Below are 18,040 nucleotides of genomic sequence, written 5' to 3'. Positions count from 1 at the left end.
GCCCTCAGAAACCTATCCTAAAGCGACTGCAAATCCACGCGGTCCCTTGCGCCCGCCTCGGATTCCGTCACGGTCAAGTGTGTATCCTTGCCTCGGCCGAAAACCCACAACAGGATCTCTGATGGTTTCCCTTCGATCTTTACTTCAGCAGCCGACGTGTTGCCAATCCGAAACACCTCCGGTGTAGCCGCAGGAGCGATGTCCGTAGAAGATAACACGGGATGCAAAATGACATGGACATTCTTTGGGCGCACCATAAGGCGGGAGACCTGGGTTGCAATCTTCCACAGTTCTCGCTCTACCGCAGCGGGAAGCTCACGCGGAGTAGTATCCCCTCCCCCGCGCCGAACGTCCTCATGATGAATGAAGTTCTCCGCAGCATTGAGGTACTTATCGCCCAAGCGCATGGGATTCCAGTGTGGCGGCCCCTGACGGAATTTTTCTACCAATTCCTCGTAAGGCAATTTCGCGGTTTCAGCCGAGACCTTCTCTAGGTGGTTGCCTAGGAAAGGAACAAACATACCCGCAGCGGCATCCGGCCGGTGCTCACGCACCACCAAGTGCACCGCTAAGTCGCGGGTAGTCCAACCTTCGCACAGCGTTGGGGCGTCGGGCCCCTTCGCCAGCAGCAGGTCTGCCAGTTGCCTGCGCTCCGATTGTGAAATACTAGCGGATCCACCGGGAGCGAGGCTGGGTTCATTGACATCGTCGGGGTTGCCATAGGGATTGTGGTGATTCTGTGTCATGCTTTACAAGTGTAGCCACGATGCAGACACGACCGCGCAAAAAATCCGCCGCCCCACGCTCCCACGGACGGGAGGTGCAGCGACGGATTAAGCCTCAGAGCTTTACAGGGAAGGCAGGGATTCTCCTTCTTCCAGCTCCTCGACAATCTCGCTTGTCATCGGGACCACCGTTGGAACGATCAGTGGGCTGCGCTTCCACTTGTCGGAGATCAGCTTGCTTACTTTCCGACGGATGGACTGCGCCATACGGTAAGGATCGTTTTCACCGGCGCCAGCCATGTCCATCATAGCGTTATCGACGGCCTCGCGAATTTCACCAACCATGTCACGCGCATCGTCGGAGAATCCCTTGGTCTGCACGCTCGGTGCCTCCAGTGGGCGGCCAGTGCGGTTGTCGATGACGACGGTAATGGAAACCATGCCGCCCTCGGCCATTGCAGTTCGGTCTTCAAGAACCTCGCTGTCGATGTCGCCCATACGTACGCCGTCGACATAGAGGTTGCCCACATTCATCTGGCCCGTCACCTTCGCGTGTCCGTTAACCAAGTCCACGAACACACCGTTTTGGGCGATCGGGATGTTGTTGGCATTCACACCAGTAGAGATCGCTAGGTCGCGGTTAGCGCGCAGGTGGCGCCACTCGCCGTGCACGGGCATCGCGTTGCGTGGGCGGGCTGCGTTGTAGAGGAACAACAGCTCACCGGCATAACCGTGACCGGAGGTGTGCACCTTCGCATCGCGGCCGGTAACGACGGTCGCGCCTATCTGGCTCAGCATGTTGATGACGCCGAAGACGGCTTCCTCGTTCCCCGGAACCAAGGAGGACGACAGGATGATCAAGTCACCATCGCGGACCGTAATCTGGCGGTGCTCACGGCGGGCCATACGCGATAGCGCTGCCATGGGTTCGCCCTGGGTACCGGTGGTCACCAGCACGACCTTATGGGGCGCCATCTTGGAAGCCTCGTCCATAGTGACGAAGGTTCCACGTGGGGCGGTCAAGTAACCCATCCGCTCGGCGATCTCCATATTGCGAATCATGGAGCGCCCGTTGAACGCCACCTTACGGCCGGCAGCCACCGCGGCATCCACGGCGGACTGCACACGGGATACGTTGGATGCGAACGAAGCGATGATCACACGCTGCTTGGCATCGCGTACTAGGCGCTTCAGCGTCGGCGCAATGTCAGCCTCAGACCCGGATACCCCCGGGGTGGTGGCATTGGTGGAGTCGCACAGGAACAGATCAATGCCTTCATCGCCGAAACGAGATAGCGCGGGAAGATCGGTTGGGCGGCCGTCCAATGGGGTCTGGTCCAACTTGATGTCACCGGTGTGAACGACCAAGCCAGCGCCGGTCTTGAGGGCAATGCCCAAGCACTCCGGAATGGAGTGGTTGACGGCGAAGAAGCGTAGGTCAAACGGACCACGAGACTCGTGGGAATCCTCGTTAACCTCGATGAGCTTGGGGCGCTGCCGGTGCTCCTGGCACTTCGCGGAGATCAGTGCGCAGGTGAAGCGCGAAGCGATGATAGGGATATCTGCGCGCTGCTTCAGCAGCCATGGGATAGCACCGATGTGATCCTCGTGGCCGTGGGTGACAACCAGAGCCTCTACGCGATCCCACTTGTCTTCTAGGTAGGTGAAGTCCGGCAGAATCAAATCCACACCGGGCTCGCCGGAAGATGGGAACAGGACACCACAGTCGATGAGAAGCAGGCGGTTGTTGTATTCGAACACGGTCATATTGCGACCAATCTCCGAAATACCGCCCAGCGCGACGATGCGAAGACCGTTCTTCGGTGCCTTTGGAGGGCTAGGCAGGCGCTTGGTGAGGTCCGCTCCCTGCATGGCCTTGAGCGACCCTTTACGACGGTCATCCCCACGACGGTTGTTCCCGCCTCGGCTCCCTCGAGAGCCACGGTTGTTTGCACCGCGACCGCCCCGGTTGTTGTCCCCACCCTTGTTGGAGTTACCACCGTTGCCGCTGTTGTTGCCGCTGTTGTTGCCGCTGTTGTTGCCGCTGTTATTCGAGCTGCCGCCGTTTCCACCGCGACGACGTGGCCGGCGGGAACGGTTACCACCGCGGGAGTTTCCTCCCTGGTCATTTCCGTCGTTGCCCAACTGGGCATCGGACGCGGGTGCTTGCCCACCGTCATTAAAGGTGGTCGCCACATCCGTGTGGGAATTATTATTCATATTTTGGTCCTTGTTTGAGGCATTCTTGGCATGCGCCTGTTCAGCTGCGCTGGTGTTGCCAGCCTCTGAAGTGGCGGCTGTTTCCGCGCTTGGGGGAGCCGCCTTACGTGTTACCTTGCGGCTCTGCGAACGCTGTTCAGTCATATCTTCCTTTAAACGCCTGCTTCCTGCAGGTCTTTTTCGAGCTGCTCCAGCTCTTCTTGATTAGGTTCCACAATGGGTAGACGCGGGCTTCCCACGTCCAATCCACGAAGTTTGAGTGCTGCCTTCGAAAACGCCACTCCCCCGAGCCGGTTCTGAGCGCGCTGCAAGGGCGCCAAAGAAACGGCAATCTGCCGAGCGCGTGCGAGGTCGCCGGCGTCGTAGCTATCCCTTAGCTCCTTGAGCTTGTCGGCCGCGACATGGCCGATAACCGAAATGAAACCGGTAGCGCCACTGGCCAACCACGGCAGGTTCAACGGATCATCGCCGGAGTACCAGGCCAAGTCAGTGTTCTGCATCAGCTCCATCGCCGCGTACAAATCGCCCTTGGCATCTTTCACGGCTTGGATGTTCTGATGCTTAGCCAGACGCGCGATCGTCTCTGACTCGATGGGGATAACGGAACGGGAAGGAATATCGTAAAGGCAAATGGGCACATCCACCGCGTCGGCAACCGCGGTGAAGTGTTGATACACACCCTCCTGGCTCGGGCGCGAGTAGTACGGCGTAACAACCAATAGGCTGTCTGCCCCCGCAGCGGCCGAAGCCTTCGAAAACTCGATGGTGGCGGCGGTATCGTACGAGCCGGTTCCGGCGATCAGCTTCACCGCATCGCCAAGTTCGGAACGTACTGCTCTGAGCAGGTCCAACTTCTCCTCACCACGCACGGTTGGCGATTCGCCAGTCGTGCCGGCAAGGACGAGAGAGTCGCAGCCCTTAGAGGCCAAGTGTGTGGCAACTTCCACACCCCTGTTCACGTCGATGGAGCCGTCTGCATTAAACGGGGTAACCATCGCAACTGAAATCGTGCCGAAGACGTCAGCACCCTTGTTCGCTGCAATACCTGTACTCATGACTTCCCAGACTACCTTCTCTCTTGTGTTCTCGAAGCATTGAGGTCACGCAAGTTGTGAACCCTATCACTTCCGTGATTTGTTATTGCCCTTGGTCGACCGACGCACGCTCTGTGCCGATGTACTTCTAGGTTTCGCTGACGTACGGACTTGTCGCCATGTTCCCACCGTCACGCAGCGTTGTAATGGAGAAATCGTCAAAAACCTCTGGCGCGATCTCTTTCAGTTGCCGTAGGCACGTGACCGCGATGCGGCGAATCTCCGGATCGGCATGCTCGGCCGCCCGCATGGCGATAAAGTGTCGCCAGCTGCGCAGATTACCTGTCATAACGAAGCGTGTTTCCGCACAATTGGGCAATACCGCCCGGGCCGCCTGCCTGGCCTGCTTGGCGCGCAACACGGCATTGGCACCGCTGGATCGGGTTTTTGTTGTTTCTTTATCGACGCCGACCTGCTCCCCGTCCATGCCTTCCAGTAGTTCCTCGTACACCTGGTGGGCGAGATCCGCCGAGCGTAGAAACAGGTCGGTGAGGTGACTGTCTTTCTTGATGTGCTCGGGCACAACCACGCGGGCTTCGTGGGTGGGCACGTATCGCTGTGAAAGTTGGGAAAACGAAAAGTGCCGGTGTCGCATGATTTCCGCAGCACAGGAACGAGAGACCCCGCGCAGGTACATGGTCGCGCTGGCGTGTTCCAACACTGTCAGGTGCCCCACATCCAGAATATGGCGCACGTAGGCCGCGTTGGTCGCCGTGTGCGGATTTGGTTTATCCCACGTTTCGTAACACGCGCGACCGGCAAATTCCACCAGCTGGCTGGCTGGTGCGCCGTCCGTTTTCCACGGCACGTCTTGCGGGGAGGAAAACGCGGTGTGCCCAACGAGCTGCACGTGCAGCTCAGCAATCGTGGCCATGGACTAGTTCTCCAACCCCAGGAACTTCTCCAACCCGACGGTCAACCCTGGGAAGGTGGCGATCTTTTCCACACCCACCATCACTCCGGGAACAAAGGAATCCCGGTCATAAGAATCCTGCTTGATTGTGAGCGACTGCCCCTGGGTGCCGAAGATAACCTGCTCGTGTGCAACCATTCCGGTCATGCGTACTGCATGCACCGGCACGCCTTGCACGTCCGCCCCGCGGGCGCCGTCGAGGCTCTGCTCGGTGGCGTCGGGTTGAGTTCCCATTCCCGCAGCCCGTCGAGCCTTTGCGATGCCCTCCGCAGTGTGAACAGCGGTCCCGGAGGGAGCATCTTTCTTATTGGGGTGGTGCAGTTCGATGACTTCCGCGGACTCGAAAAATGGCGCGGCGATCTCCGCGAACTTCATGGTCAACACAGCTGAGATGGCGAAGTTGGGAGCGACCAGCACACCGGTTTCTGGGGAGTTCTGCAACCACTCGCGAACCTGGTTGTAACGGTCCTCGGTCCAGCCAGTGGTGCCAACGACAACATGGATGCCGTGGCGTACGCAAAATTCAACGTTCTCCATCACGGCATCGGGCACGGTGAAGTCCACCACAACCTCTACCCCGGCATCCACCAACTGCTGCAGCTCATCGTCGTGATCTAAAGCGGCGGCCAGCTCGTGCTTCGAATCGGCCTCGACGGCAGCCACAATGGCACTACCTACACGACCTTTGGCTCCTAGAACACCAATCTTCGTCATCGTTTTCACTCCTAGCATTTTCAATGGGAAAACCCCCAGTGGGCCGGTAGGGCACACAGGGGGTGAACGTCTATCTAGTTCTCATCCACCGGCACGAGGGAAATCTTTCCGCGGTTATCCACGTCAGCAATTTCCACTTCGATCTTATCGCCAACAGACACTTCGTCCTCGACACGCTCGATGCGGCGATCTCCACCCAAGTTCGAGATGTGAATCAAACCGTCACGGCCTGGGACTAGGGAGACGAATGCACCGAATGCGGTCGTCTTCACAACCGTGCCCAAGAAGCGGTCTCCGATCTTCGGCAGCTGTGGGTTCGCTATCGCATTGATCTTTTCCTCGGCCGCTGCGGCAGCCTGGCCACCGGTGGCAGAAATAAACACGGTGCCATCTTCCTCGATGGAGATATCTGCACCCGTTTCCTCGGTGATCTGATTGATGGTCTTGCCCTTCGGGCCGATGACCTCACCGATCTTCGATGATGGAATGGAGATGGTCGTGATGCGGGGAGCGAACTCGCTCATATCATCGGGGGAATCGATTGCATCTTCCATGAGCTGCAGAATCTCCAAGCGAGCAGTGCGTGCTTGCCCCAAGGCCTCAGCCAGTACGTCGGAAGGAATGCCGTCCAACTTGGTATCCAGTTGCAGGGCAGTCACGAAGGATTCGGTACCGGCGACCTTGAAATCCATGTCTCCGAAGGCATCTTCGGCGCCCAAGATATCAGTCAAGGTCACGTACTTGTCCTTGCTGCCAACCTTGCCGGTCACCAAGCCCATGGCGATACCAGCCACCGGTGCCCTCAGAGGCACGCCGGCGTTGTAGAGGCTCAAGGTGGAAGCACACACAGAACCCATGGAGGTCGATCCGTTGGATCCCATGGCCTCGGAGACTTGGCGGATCGCGTACGGGAACTCATCGCGAGATGGGATCACAGGAACCAGCGCGCGCTCTGCCAAGGCACCGTGGCCTATCTCACGACGCTTCGGGCTACCCACCCGGCCGGTTTCACCAGTAGAGAACGGTGGGAAGTTGTAGTGGTGGATGTAGCGCTTGGAGCTCTCTGGGCCCAGCGAATCAATCTGCTGTTCCATCTTCAATGTGTCGAGGGTGGTCACGCCCAGGATCTGGGTCTCACCGCGCTCGAACAACGCGGAACCGTGTGCACGTGGTACCAGCTGCACAACGATGCCCAGGTCACGAATCGTGGTGGAATCGCGGCCGTCGATGCGGAAGCCTTCTTCCAGAATCCGCTGGCGCACCAGCTGCTTGGTGACTTCGTTGTGGGCCGCGCGGATTTCGCTTTCGCGCTCGGGGAATTCCTCCGCCAGCTCGTCCACCGTTGCCTGCATGTTCTCAGCCAATGCCTCATCGCGTTCCTGCTTGTCGGCGATTGACATGATTTCACCCAGAGCCTCGGCGGTCTCCGCTTCGACCGAGGTGTACACGTCCTGATCGTATGGAGGGAACAGTTCGAACTCACGCGCCTCGCTGCCAATAGCGCGGGACAGCGCGTCCTGTGCATCACACAGGGTGGCAATGAACGGCTTTGCCGCTTCGATGCCCTCGGCAACGACCGCCTCAGTTGGGGCGGGCGCACCGTCGGCGATTCGCTCCACGGCGTTGGCGGTCGCGCCTGCTTCCACCATCATTACTGCCACGTTGGTCTCGTCAGTTTTGGGTCGACGCCCACGTCCACCCTTCACCGGCTCAGTCACTCGGCCCGCGACAACCAGCTCGAACACGGATGCCTCGATCTGCTCGCGCGTCGGGAATGCAACCCACTGGCCCTGGGGGTGATCCTCATCTACGACCAGTGCCATACGCACGCCACCCACGGCACTCGAGACCGGCAGCCCAGACAACTGCGTAGATGCCGAAGCTGCGTTGATCGCGAGCACGTCGTACATCTCTGCCGGATCAATCGACAAAACGGTAATGATGACTTGGACTTCGTTTCGCAACCCCTTGACGAAAGTGGGGCGCAACGGCCGGTCGATGAGGCGCGCCGCCAAAATGGCCTCGGTGCCTGGGCGTCCTTCGCGACGGAAGAAGCTTCCGGGAATGCGACCTGCGGCATACATACGCTCTTCCACATCCACCGTCAGCGGGAAGAAGTCAATGCCCTCTCGGGGGTTGCGGGACGCGGTGGTCGTGGACAACAACATCGTGTCGTCATCGAGGTAGGCCGTGACTGCGCCATCGGCCTGCCGCGCCAGAAGTCCGCTTTCAAACCGAACGGTGCGTTTACCGAAATCTCCGTTGTCGATGGTGGCGGTAGCTTCCCACACTCCCGCCTCTGGATCAATAAGCTCGGCCTGAATTTGTGGCCGTGCCGGCTTGGTGCTGCGGGAACGGGAGTTCGTGGATTTTCCGCGGGACCCGGAACGGGTGGAATTACGACCGGACTTTGGTTGTTGAGTGCTACGTGGACTCATTGTGAATGCAATCGCCTTTCTGCTGCGTTTGCCTTTGATGCTCTACCGCTTGCAACGCTGATCGTCGGTGCCGCGCGCATAGGTGAGCTTGCAATCGTTTACAAATGTTCTAATTACCAGCAACAACGCTACCAGATTCTGACTTAACGGGAGAACTGATGAACGAAGTGGACACACCCACACCAAACACCCCAGTGAGTATTCGCCGTGCCACACCTGCGGACGCTCCTCAGATCGGCGCCCTGCTGCGCGCTGCGAAGAACGAAGATTTGTCAGCCGAAAAGCGCGCTGAAAAGGGATTCGTCCAAGGCAATATGAGTGATGACAATCTCCACACCTGGTTGGAAAGCCCCCAGCGTGGCGGCATGGTCGCCGTGCAGGCAAACGAAATTGTGGGTGTGTGCATGTTTTCCCCCCGCCGGCCCCGCGCCGGCGGATCATCCCTCGGGTGGGCTGTATACAACCATCCAGCAGTCAGACCTCGATGCAGAACGGACGATGGTCTTCGGCCCTTTGGCCGTCACCCCCTCCGCAGCCGGTAAACGCCTCAGTGGCCGCCTCATCCACGCGGTCCAAGAAGAAAGCCGAAGACTGGGCACATCGGCAATTGTGTCCTTCGTTGACGATGCCAACCGGAAGAGCACACGCTTGCACCACAATCTCGGCTTCGACGTCCTCGGTACCTTTGAACACAAGGGCCGCCCCTTCACGGCTTTCGTGTTGCAATAACCCTTAATTCACACAGCAAAAACCCGCTGCGACCACTTCCCTTGTCTTCGGGAAAGGCGCAGCGGGTGCGTTGGGTTGCGGTCTTAGCGGCGCAGGCCCAGTCGTTCGATCAGGGAGCGGTAACGGGTGACGTCGTTTTCTGCCAGGTACTTCAGCAGACCCTTACGACGACCAACCATCAACAGCAGACCACGACGGGAGTGGTGATCGTGCTTGTGGAACTTCAGGTGCTCAGTCAGCTGACGGATACGAACGGTCAGCAGTGCGACCTGGGCTTCGGTGGAACCGGTGTCGGTCTCGTGAAGGCCGAACTCCTTGAGGGTCTCCGCCTTCTGCTCTTTAGTGAGAGCCATGGATTATCTCCTTTAAATCGTTATTTCAGTCTGCGCGAAAATATGGCCCGACCGCTCGGACCTTGTGTGACTACCGCAGACCACAGTCACAGACCGCCCAAGGTTACCACCAATGGCGCCAGCCACCAATTCGCCGTAGTTAGCGCAACCAATTAACGCAGGGCAGCCCTCGTTGACTCCACGTCCCGATTAATCGCGTTGATCAATTCGTCGAGATCCGAATAAGTCTCTTGACCTCGAATGCGTTCGACAAACTCCACGTCCACATTGAGACCGTATAGATCCGCCTCGCCATCTAGGATGAAGCTCTCCACACTGCGCGGTTCGTGCCCAAACGTAGGGTTTGTGCCCACGGAAATAGCGGCGGGCAGCTTTTGCCCCACCGGCATTGTCCCAACCTTCTGCCCGGCTTTCACAACGATCGGCGGTTCACCTGGCTGCTGCGCTTGCGCCTCCCTGTCTACCTGATCCGGCAGGATCGTCACATATCCGGCGTACACACCATCGGCCGGCAGCGCGTACTTATCGTGGAAATACAAGTTGGCGGTGGGAAACCCCAAGGCGCGTCCTCCCCTCCCCGCACCGTGTGTGACCTCGCCACGAACGCTGAAATTGCGCCCCAATGCACGGGCTGCAGCTGTAACCTCGCCCGCGGCCAGCTGCTCACGGATATACGTCGAACACACCACCCAGTCCCCAGGGGTACCGTCTACGGATTCCAGGGGGGCGTCGGAATCAGAAAGAAGGGACAGGACCTCCACGTCAATGCCGCGTTCGGCGCCCAACCGCTTCAGCATCGGCGCTGTACCCGCAGCCTTGTGGCCAAAGGTGAAGTTGTCGCCCACCACCACTGCTTTGGCGTGCAACAGCTCAACTAAGGCATGGTCAACGTATTCTGCGGGGCTCCACGAGGCAATCTCTGCGGTGAACCCCACCACCACGACGTGATCGATACCCATGTTGTGGGCCAGCTCCACGCGCTGTTCGAGGGTTCCCAACTGCGCAGGCACGCGCTCGGGGCTGAAAACAACTGTGGGGTGCGGGTCAAAAGTGAACATCACGCTGGGCACGTCCAGTTCGCGCGCCTTCTCGATGACCCGCTTCACCAGTTGCTGGTGCCCGCGGTGTACTCCGTCAAATACGCCGATAGTCACCGCGCTGCCTTCGCTCACCACGGAGGCTGGAATTCTGTCCAATCCGTACCAAATACTCACGAGTGAAATGCTAGCCCATAGACTTGTGCCATGAATGCATCGCAGTCTCGTTCCGCCTCACGTTTGCCCGCCCCAACCGCCAGCGTGCTCACACGGTCCGGGCTGGTTGTCATCGACAAGCCGGCAGGAATGACCAGTCACGATGTGGTGTCCAAACTACGCCGAGTGATGCGCACCAAGCGCGTGGGCCATGCCGGCACGTTGGACCCGATGGCCACGGGAGTGTTGGTGGTCGGCGTGGAGCGAGGCACCAAGTTTTTGGCGCACGTGGTCGCTCACGACAAACGTTACGAGGCCACGGTGCGTTTGGGGGCTGCGACCGTCACCGATGACATGGAAGGCGACGTGCTCAACAGTACTGCACCTGTTGCCGTGACCGAAGAGGGCATTCGCCGCGAGCTGGCCCGGCTAACTGGGGAGATCATGCAGCGACCAAGTTCCGTCTCCTCCATCAAAATCAATGGTCGCCGCGCCCACGAGCTAGTTCGCGAGGGTCACGACGTTGTCCTACCGGAGCGCCCCGTGACTATCTTTTCTTTGCACGTGGGTGCTATTCGCCCGCTGGACGCGGCGGGGCACGTTGTTTCTTTTGGTGACGCCGCCGTGGACCACATCGACGTGGATATCGCGGTCCACTGCTCCTCCGGTACGTATATCCGCTCGATTGCCCGCGACCTCGGCGAGGCGCTCAAGGTGGGCGGTCACCTCACGGCGTTGCGGCGGACATCCGTGGGTCCGTTTACCATTGCACAAGCGACGACGTTGGAGCGGCTCGCGAACGCTGCCGAGTCGGGGCAGCAACCAGAGGAACTACTGGCGCTGGATCTAGATGTCGCCATGACGACGTGCTTCCCCACCAGGGAAATCTCCACCCAGGAGGGCGAGGAGCTGGCACTCGGCAAATGGCTCGAGCCCGTGGGGAATTCCGGTATCCGCGCGGCGGTCACCCCGGAGGGGCGCGCCATTGCCCTAGTCAAGGAAAAGGGCAAACGGGCGGCTAGCGTGTTCGTGGCGCGACCGCAGGGTTTGGATTAGGGAGTGGGGTTAACGAGCAACCGCCGCGATTGTCACCACGACACCGTCACGCACCAGCCAGCGCCCCTGGATGAACGGCACCGGAACCGGACGAACCAGCAGGTAGGAGGTGAAAGTGCCATCCGCTCGCAAGTCGATATCGGCCTGGTCGAAGTCTAAGAACCGATGTGTCAGTGGGAACCACGCTTTGTATGTGGCCTCTTTAGCGGAAAACAGCACGGTATCGGCATAATCCACACCATGGTGAACTGCCAGTCCGCGCAGCCGGCGCCGCTCCCGCTGTGATGCGATGGCGTGCAGCACGCCCTCAGGGAGATCACGGGCGGGCTCGGCATCGATCCCCAGCGAACGCCACCGCTGGCTGCGGCCGACAATCGCTGCACGAAAACCTTCGGTGTGGGTTAGCGACCCAGAGACTCCCTCAGGGAACAGGGGCATACCGCGCACCCCCCGCATGATGGGCTGGTCTTCCACGATGGGGCGCATAGCCTCGTGCGCACACCACCGCGAATCACCAAAGTCCGCCTTCCGGCGGTCCACTGCATTCTCCACCAGCTGTTGCTCTTCGGAGGAAAGGGTGTGGAATCGCGACAAATCGTGCGACGAAGAATGCAACTCTACACAGCGGGTACCGGAGGGAAGCATCAGGTCTGGAATAATGGGGGCGACGTCTACACCTTTAAAGTCCACGGCACTAACACCGTTGGCGTAATCGACCTTCATCACTTCACCTCCTCGTCAACGAGCACTGGATAGGGCCAGGCTTTCTTACTTAATCGCAACGGCAAAGTCGCTTGCCACTCTCTGGGATAACCGAGTGAAACCTCTGTATGCGTTACACCTTCCACAGATATTTGTGTGGGGATGTGCAAGTGACCGTAGATTACGGTCTCGGCTTTGTACCTTTCGGGCCACGTTTGTGTATGTCGGGTTCCAGACCATAATCCAATGTCTGGGTACTTTAGTTGATCAATGGCTTGGCGCACTAGGGGCCAGTGGTTGACCAGTATCGTGGGCTCGTCGACAACGGCCAGCCGTTTAAGTGTATAGGCCAAGCGGTCGCGGCACCATAACCCCACGTCCTCATATGGTTCAATGGCCACGGAATCCGTGAGCACTATGCCACGTTCTTGCGCCCCAGCCAAGGCTTCATCCCGCGTTAACTCGGGATCCCGCCACGTGTGATCGTACAGCGTGAACACAGGTACGATAGTTCGTCCCGCGAAGGACTGGTACGTGTCCTCGGGCGTTACCACCCCCAATTCGCGGCAGAGTGCAATGAGAACGTCGTACTTGTCTCGGCCTTTAAGTTCATCTGCCTCCCGCGAATACATTTCGTGGTTACCTGGGGTGAAAATGACGGTATCGAAGCGCCGAGTGCATTCCTGCAAAACCTCAATGACCGTATCCAGATCCTCAGCTACATCTCCCGCTACGATCAACCAATCCGCTGGATTCTGGGTCCGTACATGTTTATCAAACAACTCCCAGTTGCCGGGGGCACGCACGTGAAGATCGCTAACGGCCCAGAGGGTTCGCATGACGATTCCTTTCTCGTGCGTAAACCTGACCAACAGCGGCGCACGGCAACATCCCCGATCACTTTAACACCAAAACTACTGTGACTGCCGGTATTAATGTTAATTACTGTGACACGCCGTCAATTACTGTGACAAGGCCAAAATTTTTTTGAGGGCGCTCACTTGCTGTTGGCTTCCCCACACTTGCCCAGTACGCAGGCAAACTCACGCCACCATCCACGCATTCCCGCGGAAGCGCACAGTCACCGCGACCATCCGAATAGAAATCATCGCCAGCAGGCCTAACCACACGCCAGTCAACCCCCAGCCGAAGGCGTAACTCAACCACACTAGCGGGAGGTATCCCAACAGAACAGAGGCGATTGACCAGGTACGCAGGAATGCCGCATCGCCCGCGCCCAGCAACACACCATCAAAGGCGAAGACCACACCTCCTAAGACGACCAGGGCTACCAAAATCCACCACGGCCACCGCATCTGTTCCAACACTCCCGGGTCCGACGTGAAGATACGAGGAATGAAGCCCGCGCCAAGAGTTAGTCCAATGGCCAACAACACAGCGGAGGCAATGGAAAAGCGCAACACGGTCACACCCACTGCACGGGCGCTTTCGAAGGCTTTCGCGCCCAGCGCCTTACCCACCAGCGCCTGCGCGGCAATCGCGACGGAATCCAACACCAAGGTGAGGAAGTTCCATAGCTGCAGCATTACCTGATGGCCAGCCAGTTGGTTGGCACCCATATGACCGGCCACCGCGGCTGCCGAAATAAAGGCGATCTGGAACGACAGTGACCGGGCCACCAAGTCGCGTCCCATCACCAATTGCTTCACAATCACGTCCCACCGTGGCCCCACTGGTCGGTCATCCCCTTCTGCACGCCAGTGCACGATGAGAGCACCGATGAAACAGAGCGCCACAATCGTCTCACCCAGCACGTTCGCGTAGGCTGAACCCACCAAGCCCCACCGGCCCACGGCAAAGGGCACGGTCACGGCCATGGGTAGTACTCCGGCCAAAGTGAAATACAACGGCAAGCGGGTATTGGAAATACCACGCAACCACCCGTTGCCGGCCATCACGACAAGGGCCGGAATCACGGACAAGCACGTCACGCGCATCCAACCGGTCGCGTGGGCAGCCACCGTTGGATCCGAACTCAACCATGACATGATCGACGGAGCGCTCACAAACACCGTGGTGGCCAAGATAGCCCCCACCACAATGGCCACCCACGTGGCCTGCAATCCTTCATAAATCGCCGCGCGCGTCTCCCCGGCCCCGAAATGCCGGGCAGCTCGCGCGGTAGTGCCGTAAGACAGGAATGTCAGCTGTGTGGTGATGGTACCCAACACAGTCGCTCCGGCTGCCAACGCAGCTAAGTCCGTAGCGCCCAGCCGCCCCACCACTGCGGTGTCGAAAAGAAGATACAGCGGTGTAGCTGCCAGCACCACGAGCGCGGGCCATGCCAGCCCAATAATCGCGCCAGGGGATGCGTCGATCTGCGGATCCCCCGCGCTTCTTTGGGTCTCTACCACTGCGAATCGATGTCGTCGGCAGTGGCCTCGGCCGGGTCGCGATAAGGGTTGGCCTCACCGGCGGGCTGTGCGCCCTCGGCTGCTTTACGAATGGCCTCATCTCGCGCGCGGGCCTTCGCCAACACCTCCTCCAAGTGTGCACTGGCCTCCGGCACCGTATCCACCTCAAAGGACAGCGTGGGGGTAAACCGCACGCCCAATTGTTCACCGACGATCTTGCGCAGCTGCCCCCGGGCCTTAGTCAGTGCCCGCTCGGCGGAATCCCAATCCGGTTCATCCTCTAGCCGCTGGCCACGCACGGTGTAAAACACGGTGGCATCGTGCAAATCACCGGTCATCCGAGCATCTGTCACCGTGACAAACTCTAAGCGCGGGTCCTTAATTTCCCGCTCGATAGCGGTAGCCACAATCTGCTGGATTCGCTTTGCCATACGAGCTGCGCGGGCGTGATCAACCATGAATCGGACTCCTCAAATCTCTTTCAATAACAACTTCAGTCCCAGATGCGGGTTGTAAACGGGCAAAGCTGGGCGTCGGTAATCAAAGTACCGACTGCCCAGCTTAGCGGAATGGGTCAGCGATTAGTCGCGGGGAACCTCAACCATTTCGTAGACCTCAATGCGGTCACCCACCTCAATATTCGGGTAGGACAAGACCATACCGCACTCGTAACCGTGTGCGACCTCGGTAACATCGTCCTTCTCGCGACGCAGGGACTCGATGGTGGTTTCTTCGGCTACAACCGAGCCATCCCGCACTAGGCGAGCCTTGGCATTGCGGCGCACCTTGCCGGTCTCCACCATGCAACCTGCGATGAGACCGACGGCGGAAGCCTTGAAGATTGCGCGGATCTCGGCGGTACCAATTTCACGCTCTTCGTAGATCGGCTTGAGCATGCCCTTCAGCGCCGCCTCGATCTCCTCGATCGCCTTGTAGATGATCGAGTAGTAACGAATGTCCACACCCTCGGTGTTAGCCACCTCGGTTGCCTTACCTTCGGCGCGCACGTTAAAGCCGATGATGACGGCATCAGATGCGGCAGCCAGGTTGACGTTCGTCTCGGTCACTGCGCCCACACCGCGGTCGATAATGTTGAGTTCAACCTCATCGTCGATCTCAATCTTCAGCAGTGCATCCTCAAGCGCCTCAACCGTACCGGCGTTATCACCCTTCAAGATCAAGTTGAGCGTGCTGGTCTCCTTCAGCACCTCATCCAGATCCTCCAGGCTCACCCGCTTGCGGTTCTTCGCTTGCATAGCATTTCGACGCCGTGCGTTGCGACGGTCAGCGATCTGACGAGCTGTGCGGTCTTCGTCGACCACGAGCAGGTTGTCGCCAGCACCACAGACACTGGTCAGACCCAGCACCTGGACTGGGCGGGACGGACCCGCCTCCTGGACGTCATTACCGTGCTCATCGATCATGCGACGCACACGACCGTGCGCATCGCCAACGACGATCGAATCACCCACGCGGAGGGTACCGCGCTGTACGAGAATCGTTGCCACTGGTCCACGACCGCGGTCCAGGTGTGCCTCAATTGCAACACCCTGCGCGTCCATCTCCGGATTAGCACGCAGATCCAACGAAGCGTCGGCGGTGAGCAATACGGCCTCGAGCAGAGCATCGATGTTAGTGTTCTGCTTTGCGGAGATGTCCACGAACATCGTGTCGCCACCGTACTCCTCTGGAATGAGGTCGTACTCGGTGAGCTGGCCACGGATCTTGTCAGGCTGAGCGCCTTCCTTATCGATCTTGTTGACAGCAACCACAACCGGCACGTCGGCAGCCTTGGCGTGGTTAATCGCTTCCACGGTCTGGGGCATCACGCCGTCATCGGCCGCAACAACGAGAATCGCGATATCCGTCGACTTGGCACCGCGAGCACGCATAGCCGTGAAAGCCTCGTGACCCGGAGTATCCAGGAACGTCACTAGTCGCTCGGAGCCCTCCATGTCCACGGAGACCTGGTAGGCGCCGATGTGCTGAGTAATGCCACCGGCCTCGCCACCACCGACGTTGGCCTGGCGGATGGTATCCAGCAATCGAGTCTTACCGTGGTCAACGTGACCCATGACGGTAACCACAGGAGGACGCTGGGCCAGATCCTCATCGTCACCTTCATCCTCACCGAACTGCAGATCGAAGCTTTCGAGCAGCTCGCGATCCTCATCCTCTGGAGAAACAACCTCGACCTTGTAGTCCATCTCCTCACCTAGCAGCTGCAGGGTTTCATCGGATACGGACTGGGTAGCAGTCACCATCTCGCCGAGGTTGAACAATGCCTGGACCAGCGCGGCAGCGTCGGCATTGATTTTCTCAGCGAAATCAGCCAGAGAAGCACCACGGGCAAGGCGAATCTTTTGGCCCTTGCCGTTTGGCAGCTTAACGCCACCGACCACGCTTGGCGCCTGCATTGCCTCGTACTCATTGCGCTTCTGTCGCTTCGACTTGCGCCCCTTACGAGGTGCGCCACCTGGACGACCGAAAGCACCAGCGGTGCCGCCACGGCGACCGCCACGACCACCGCGTGGGCCTCCTGGACCACCTGGACCTCCCGGTCCACCTGGGCCACCGGAGCCACCACGGCCTCCGCGCCCACCAAACCCGCCGGACTTGGCTGGCATCTGGCCCGGGCTCGGATGGCTCGGCATCATGGCTGGCGATGGACGACGGCCCCCGCCCTGACGCTCGGAACCTGCAGCACCGCCACTGCGTGGCGCGCCTGCACCTGGCTTCGCTCCCGGACGTCCGGCCCCCGGCTTACCGCCGGAACGTTGACCTGGACGTGGACCGCCCTGCCCGCCACGGGAACCACCGGGGCGCGGCATGTCGTTCGGACCTGCTTGCCCACCACGTGGGCGTGGTGCGGGTCGATCCGATCCGGAGGAAAATGGGTTGTTGGCAACGCGAGGTGCGCGACCACCGGGCTTCGGCCCCGGTTTTGGCCCACCTGGTTTTGGTGTACCCGGCTTCGGGGTACCGGGCTTCGGGGTGCCTGGCTTCGCACTCGTCGGCTTGGCACTGGTTGGCTTGGGTCCACCAGGCTTTGCGCTGGTTGGCTTCGGCGCGACTGCGCCAGGCTTAACACTGCTGCTTGGAGTTGTGGCCGCTTTCGCCACGGCTGGGCTTACTCCTGGCTTGGGTCCGGGCTTAGCAGCTCCAGCGCCGGGTTTAGGCCCAGGCTTTGCGGCTGGCTTCGGCGCGGTCCCCGCAGGGGTGCTAGCAGGTGCGCTTGTCTTGGTAGACGGGGTGGCGTCGCCCTCAGTCTTGGATCCAGAACCGTCCACACCGTAGTGTTTGCGCATTTTACGCACCACAGGTGCCTCGACGGTGGATGATGCCGTTTTAACGAACTCGCCCTGTTCTTTGAGCGTGGCGAGCAATTCCTTGCTGGTCACCCCAAGTTGTTTCGCTAGTTCGTGTACACGTAGCTTTCCGGCCACTACTCTCCTTCGTGTTTGTGGAGCCGCAGGCCGGAGTCAATCGTTATCGATCTCTGGCTACGTACGGCTCCCGTACTGTGTG

15 protein-coding genes are annotated in these 18,040 nt (G+C 59.5%); 2 read left to right on the top strand and 13 right to left on the bottom strand.

Annotation, left to right across the window (positions count from 1 at the left end; translation table 11 throughout):
* Positions 1-17 precede the first annotated feature (17 nt).
* The 6 genes from HMPREF3098_RS04960 to HMPREF3098_RS04935 form a co-directional block, all read right to left on the bottom strand.
* Positions 18-746, bottom strand: coding sequence for a TIGR03085 family metal-binding protein (locus HMPREF3098_RS04960; protein ID WP_083284119.1), 729 nt, complete (start codon positions 744-746; stop codon positions 18-20).
* Positions 747-848: 102 nt separating this feature from the next.
* On the bottom strand, positions 849-3,089 hold the full coding sequence (locus tag HMPREF3098_RS04955; protein ID WP_070434230.1) for a ribonuclease J: 2,241 nt from the start codon (positions 3,087-3,089) through the stop codon (positions 849-851).
* An 8-nt stretch (positions 3,090-3,097) separates the two neighbouring features.
* The gene (gene dapA, locus HMPREF3098_RS04950; RefSeq protein WP_035112861.1) at positions 3,098-4,000 is read right to left on the bottom strand and encodes a 4-hydroxy-tetrahydrodipicolinate synthase; all 903 of its coding nucleotides are present in this window, start codon (positions 3,998-4,000) and stop codon (positions 3,098-3,100) included.
* Positions 4,001-4,127: 127 nt separating this feature from the next.
* A complete protein-coding gene (gene thyX / locus HMPREF3098_RS04945) occupies positions 4,128-4,913 on the bottom strand; it encodes an FAD-dependent thymidylate synthase (RefSeq protein ID WP_070434229.1) in 786 nt (261 codons plus the stop codon).
* 3 nt (positions 4,914-4,916) lie between these two features.
* The gene (gene dapB / locus HMPREF3098_RS04940; protein WP_070434228.1) at positions 4,917-5,666 is read right to left on the bottom strand and encodes a 4-hydroxy-tetrahydrodipicolinate reductase; all 750 of its coding nucleotides are present in this window, start codon (positions 5,664-5,666) and stop codon (positions 4,917-4,919) included.
* A gap of 74 nt (positions 5,667-5,740) precedes the next feature.
* Complete coding sequence (locus tag HMPREF3098_RS04935; RefSeq protein WP_246815851.1) at positions 5,741-8,104, bottom strand: polyribonucleotide nucleotidyltransferase; 2,364 nt, start codon at positions 8,102-8,104, stop codon at positions 5,741-5,743.
* 321 nt (positions 8,105-8,425) lie between these two features.
* Between HMPREF3098_RS04935 and HMPREF3098_RS12065 the strand changes: the two genes are divergently transcribed.
* A complete protein-coding gene (locus tag HMPREF3098_RS12065; RefSeq protein ID WP_141739673.1) occupies positions 8,426-8,833 on the top strand; it encodes a GNAT family N-acetyltransferase in 408 nt (135 codons plus the stop codon).
* A gap of 83 nt (positions 8,834-8,916) precedes the next feature.
* Here the strand turns inward: HMPREF3098_RS12065 and rpsO are convergent, their stop codons facing one another.
* Positions 8,917-9,186, bottom strand: a complete 270-nt coding sequence (gene rpsO, locus HMPREF3098_RS04925; protein ID WP_035112852.1) for a 30S ribosomal protein S15 — start codon at positions 9,184-9,186, stop codon at positions 8,917-8,919.
* A gap of 152 nt (positions 9,187-9,338) precedes the next feature.
* Positions 9,339-10,400, bottom strand: coding sequence for a bifunctional riboflavin kinase/FAD synthetase (locus HMPREF3098_RS04920; RefSeq protein WP_083284117.1), 1,062 nt, complete (start codon positions 10,398-10,400; stop codon positions 9,339-9,341).
* 30 nt (positions 10,401-10,430) lie between these two features.
* On the opposite strand from HMPREF3098_RS04920, the gene truB reads away from it, so the two are divergent.
* Positions 10,431-11,435: a tRNA pseudouridine(55) synthase TruB gene (gene truB / locus HMPREF3098_RS04915; protein WP_070434225.1), complete on the top strand. Its 1,005-nt coding sequence runs from the start codon at positions 10,431-10,433 to the stop codon at positions 11,433-11,435.
* A gap of 9 nt (positions 11,436-11,444) precedes the next feature.
* Here the strand turns inward: truB and HMPREF3098_RS04910 are convergent, their stop codons facing one another.
* From HMPREF3098_RS04910 to infB, 5 genes are all read right to left on the bottom strand, one after another.
* Positions 11,445-12,080: a 4'-phosphopantetheinyl transferase family protein gene (locus HMPREF3098_RS04910; protein WP_210385941.1), complete on the bottom strand. Its 636-nt coding sequence runs from the start codon at positions 12,078-12,080 to the stop codon at positions 11,445-11,447.
* A gap of 77 nt (positions 12,081-12,157) precedes the next feature.
* Positions 12,158-12,976 carry a metallophosphoesterase family protein gene (locus tag HMPREF3098_RS04905; RefSeq protein WP_070434224.1) on the bottom strand — a complete coding sequence of 273 codons (819 nt, stop codon included), beginning with the start codon at positions 12,974-12,976 and terminating at the stop codon, positions 12,158-12,160.
* 204 nt (positions 12,977-13,180) lie between these two features.
* Positions 13,181-14,512 carry an MATE family efflux transporter gene (locus HMPREF3098_RS04900; RefSeq protein ID WP_235700630.1) on the bottom strand — a complete coding sequence of 444 codons (1,332 nt, stop codon included), beginning with the start codon at positions 14,510-14,512 and terminating at the stop codon, positions 13,181-13,183.
* Positions 14,506-14,970 carry a 30S ribosome-binding factor RbfA gene (gene rbfA / locus HMPREF3098_RS04895; protein WP_035112846.1) on the bottom strand — a complete coding sequence of 155 codons (465 nt, stop codon included), beginning with the start codon at positions 14,968-14,970 and terminating at the stop codon, positions 14,506-14,508. Before rbfA ends, HMPREF3098_RS04900 begins: the two co-directional genes overlap by 7 nt.
* A gap of 123 nt (positions 14,971-15,093) precedes the next feature.
* Positions 15,094-17,958, bottom strand: coding sequence for a translation initiation factor IF-2 (gene infB / locus HMPREF3098_RS04890; RefSeq protein WP_070434223.1), 2,865 nt, complete (start codon positions 17,956-17,958; stop codon positions 15,094-15,096).
* Positions 17,959-18,040: the final 82 nt, after the last annotated feature.

The sequence above is a fragment of the Corynebacterium sp. HMSC28B08 genome, assembly GCF_001806865.1.
GTDB classification, from domain to species: Bacteria; Actinomycetota; Actinomycetes; order Mycobacteriales; family Mycobacteriaceae; genus Corynebacterium; species Corynebacterium auriscanis.
The sequence above is the reverse complement of the archived record's forward strand: the minus strand, read 5'-3'. Positions and strand labels throughout refer to the sequence as shown.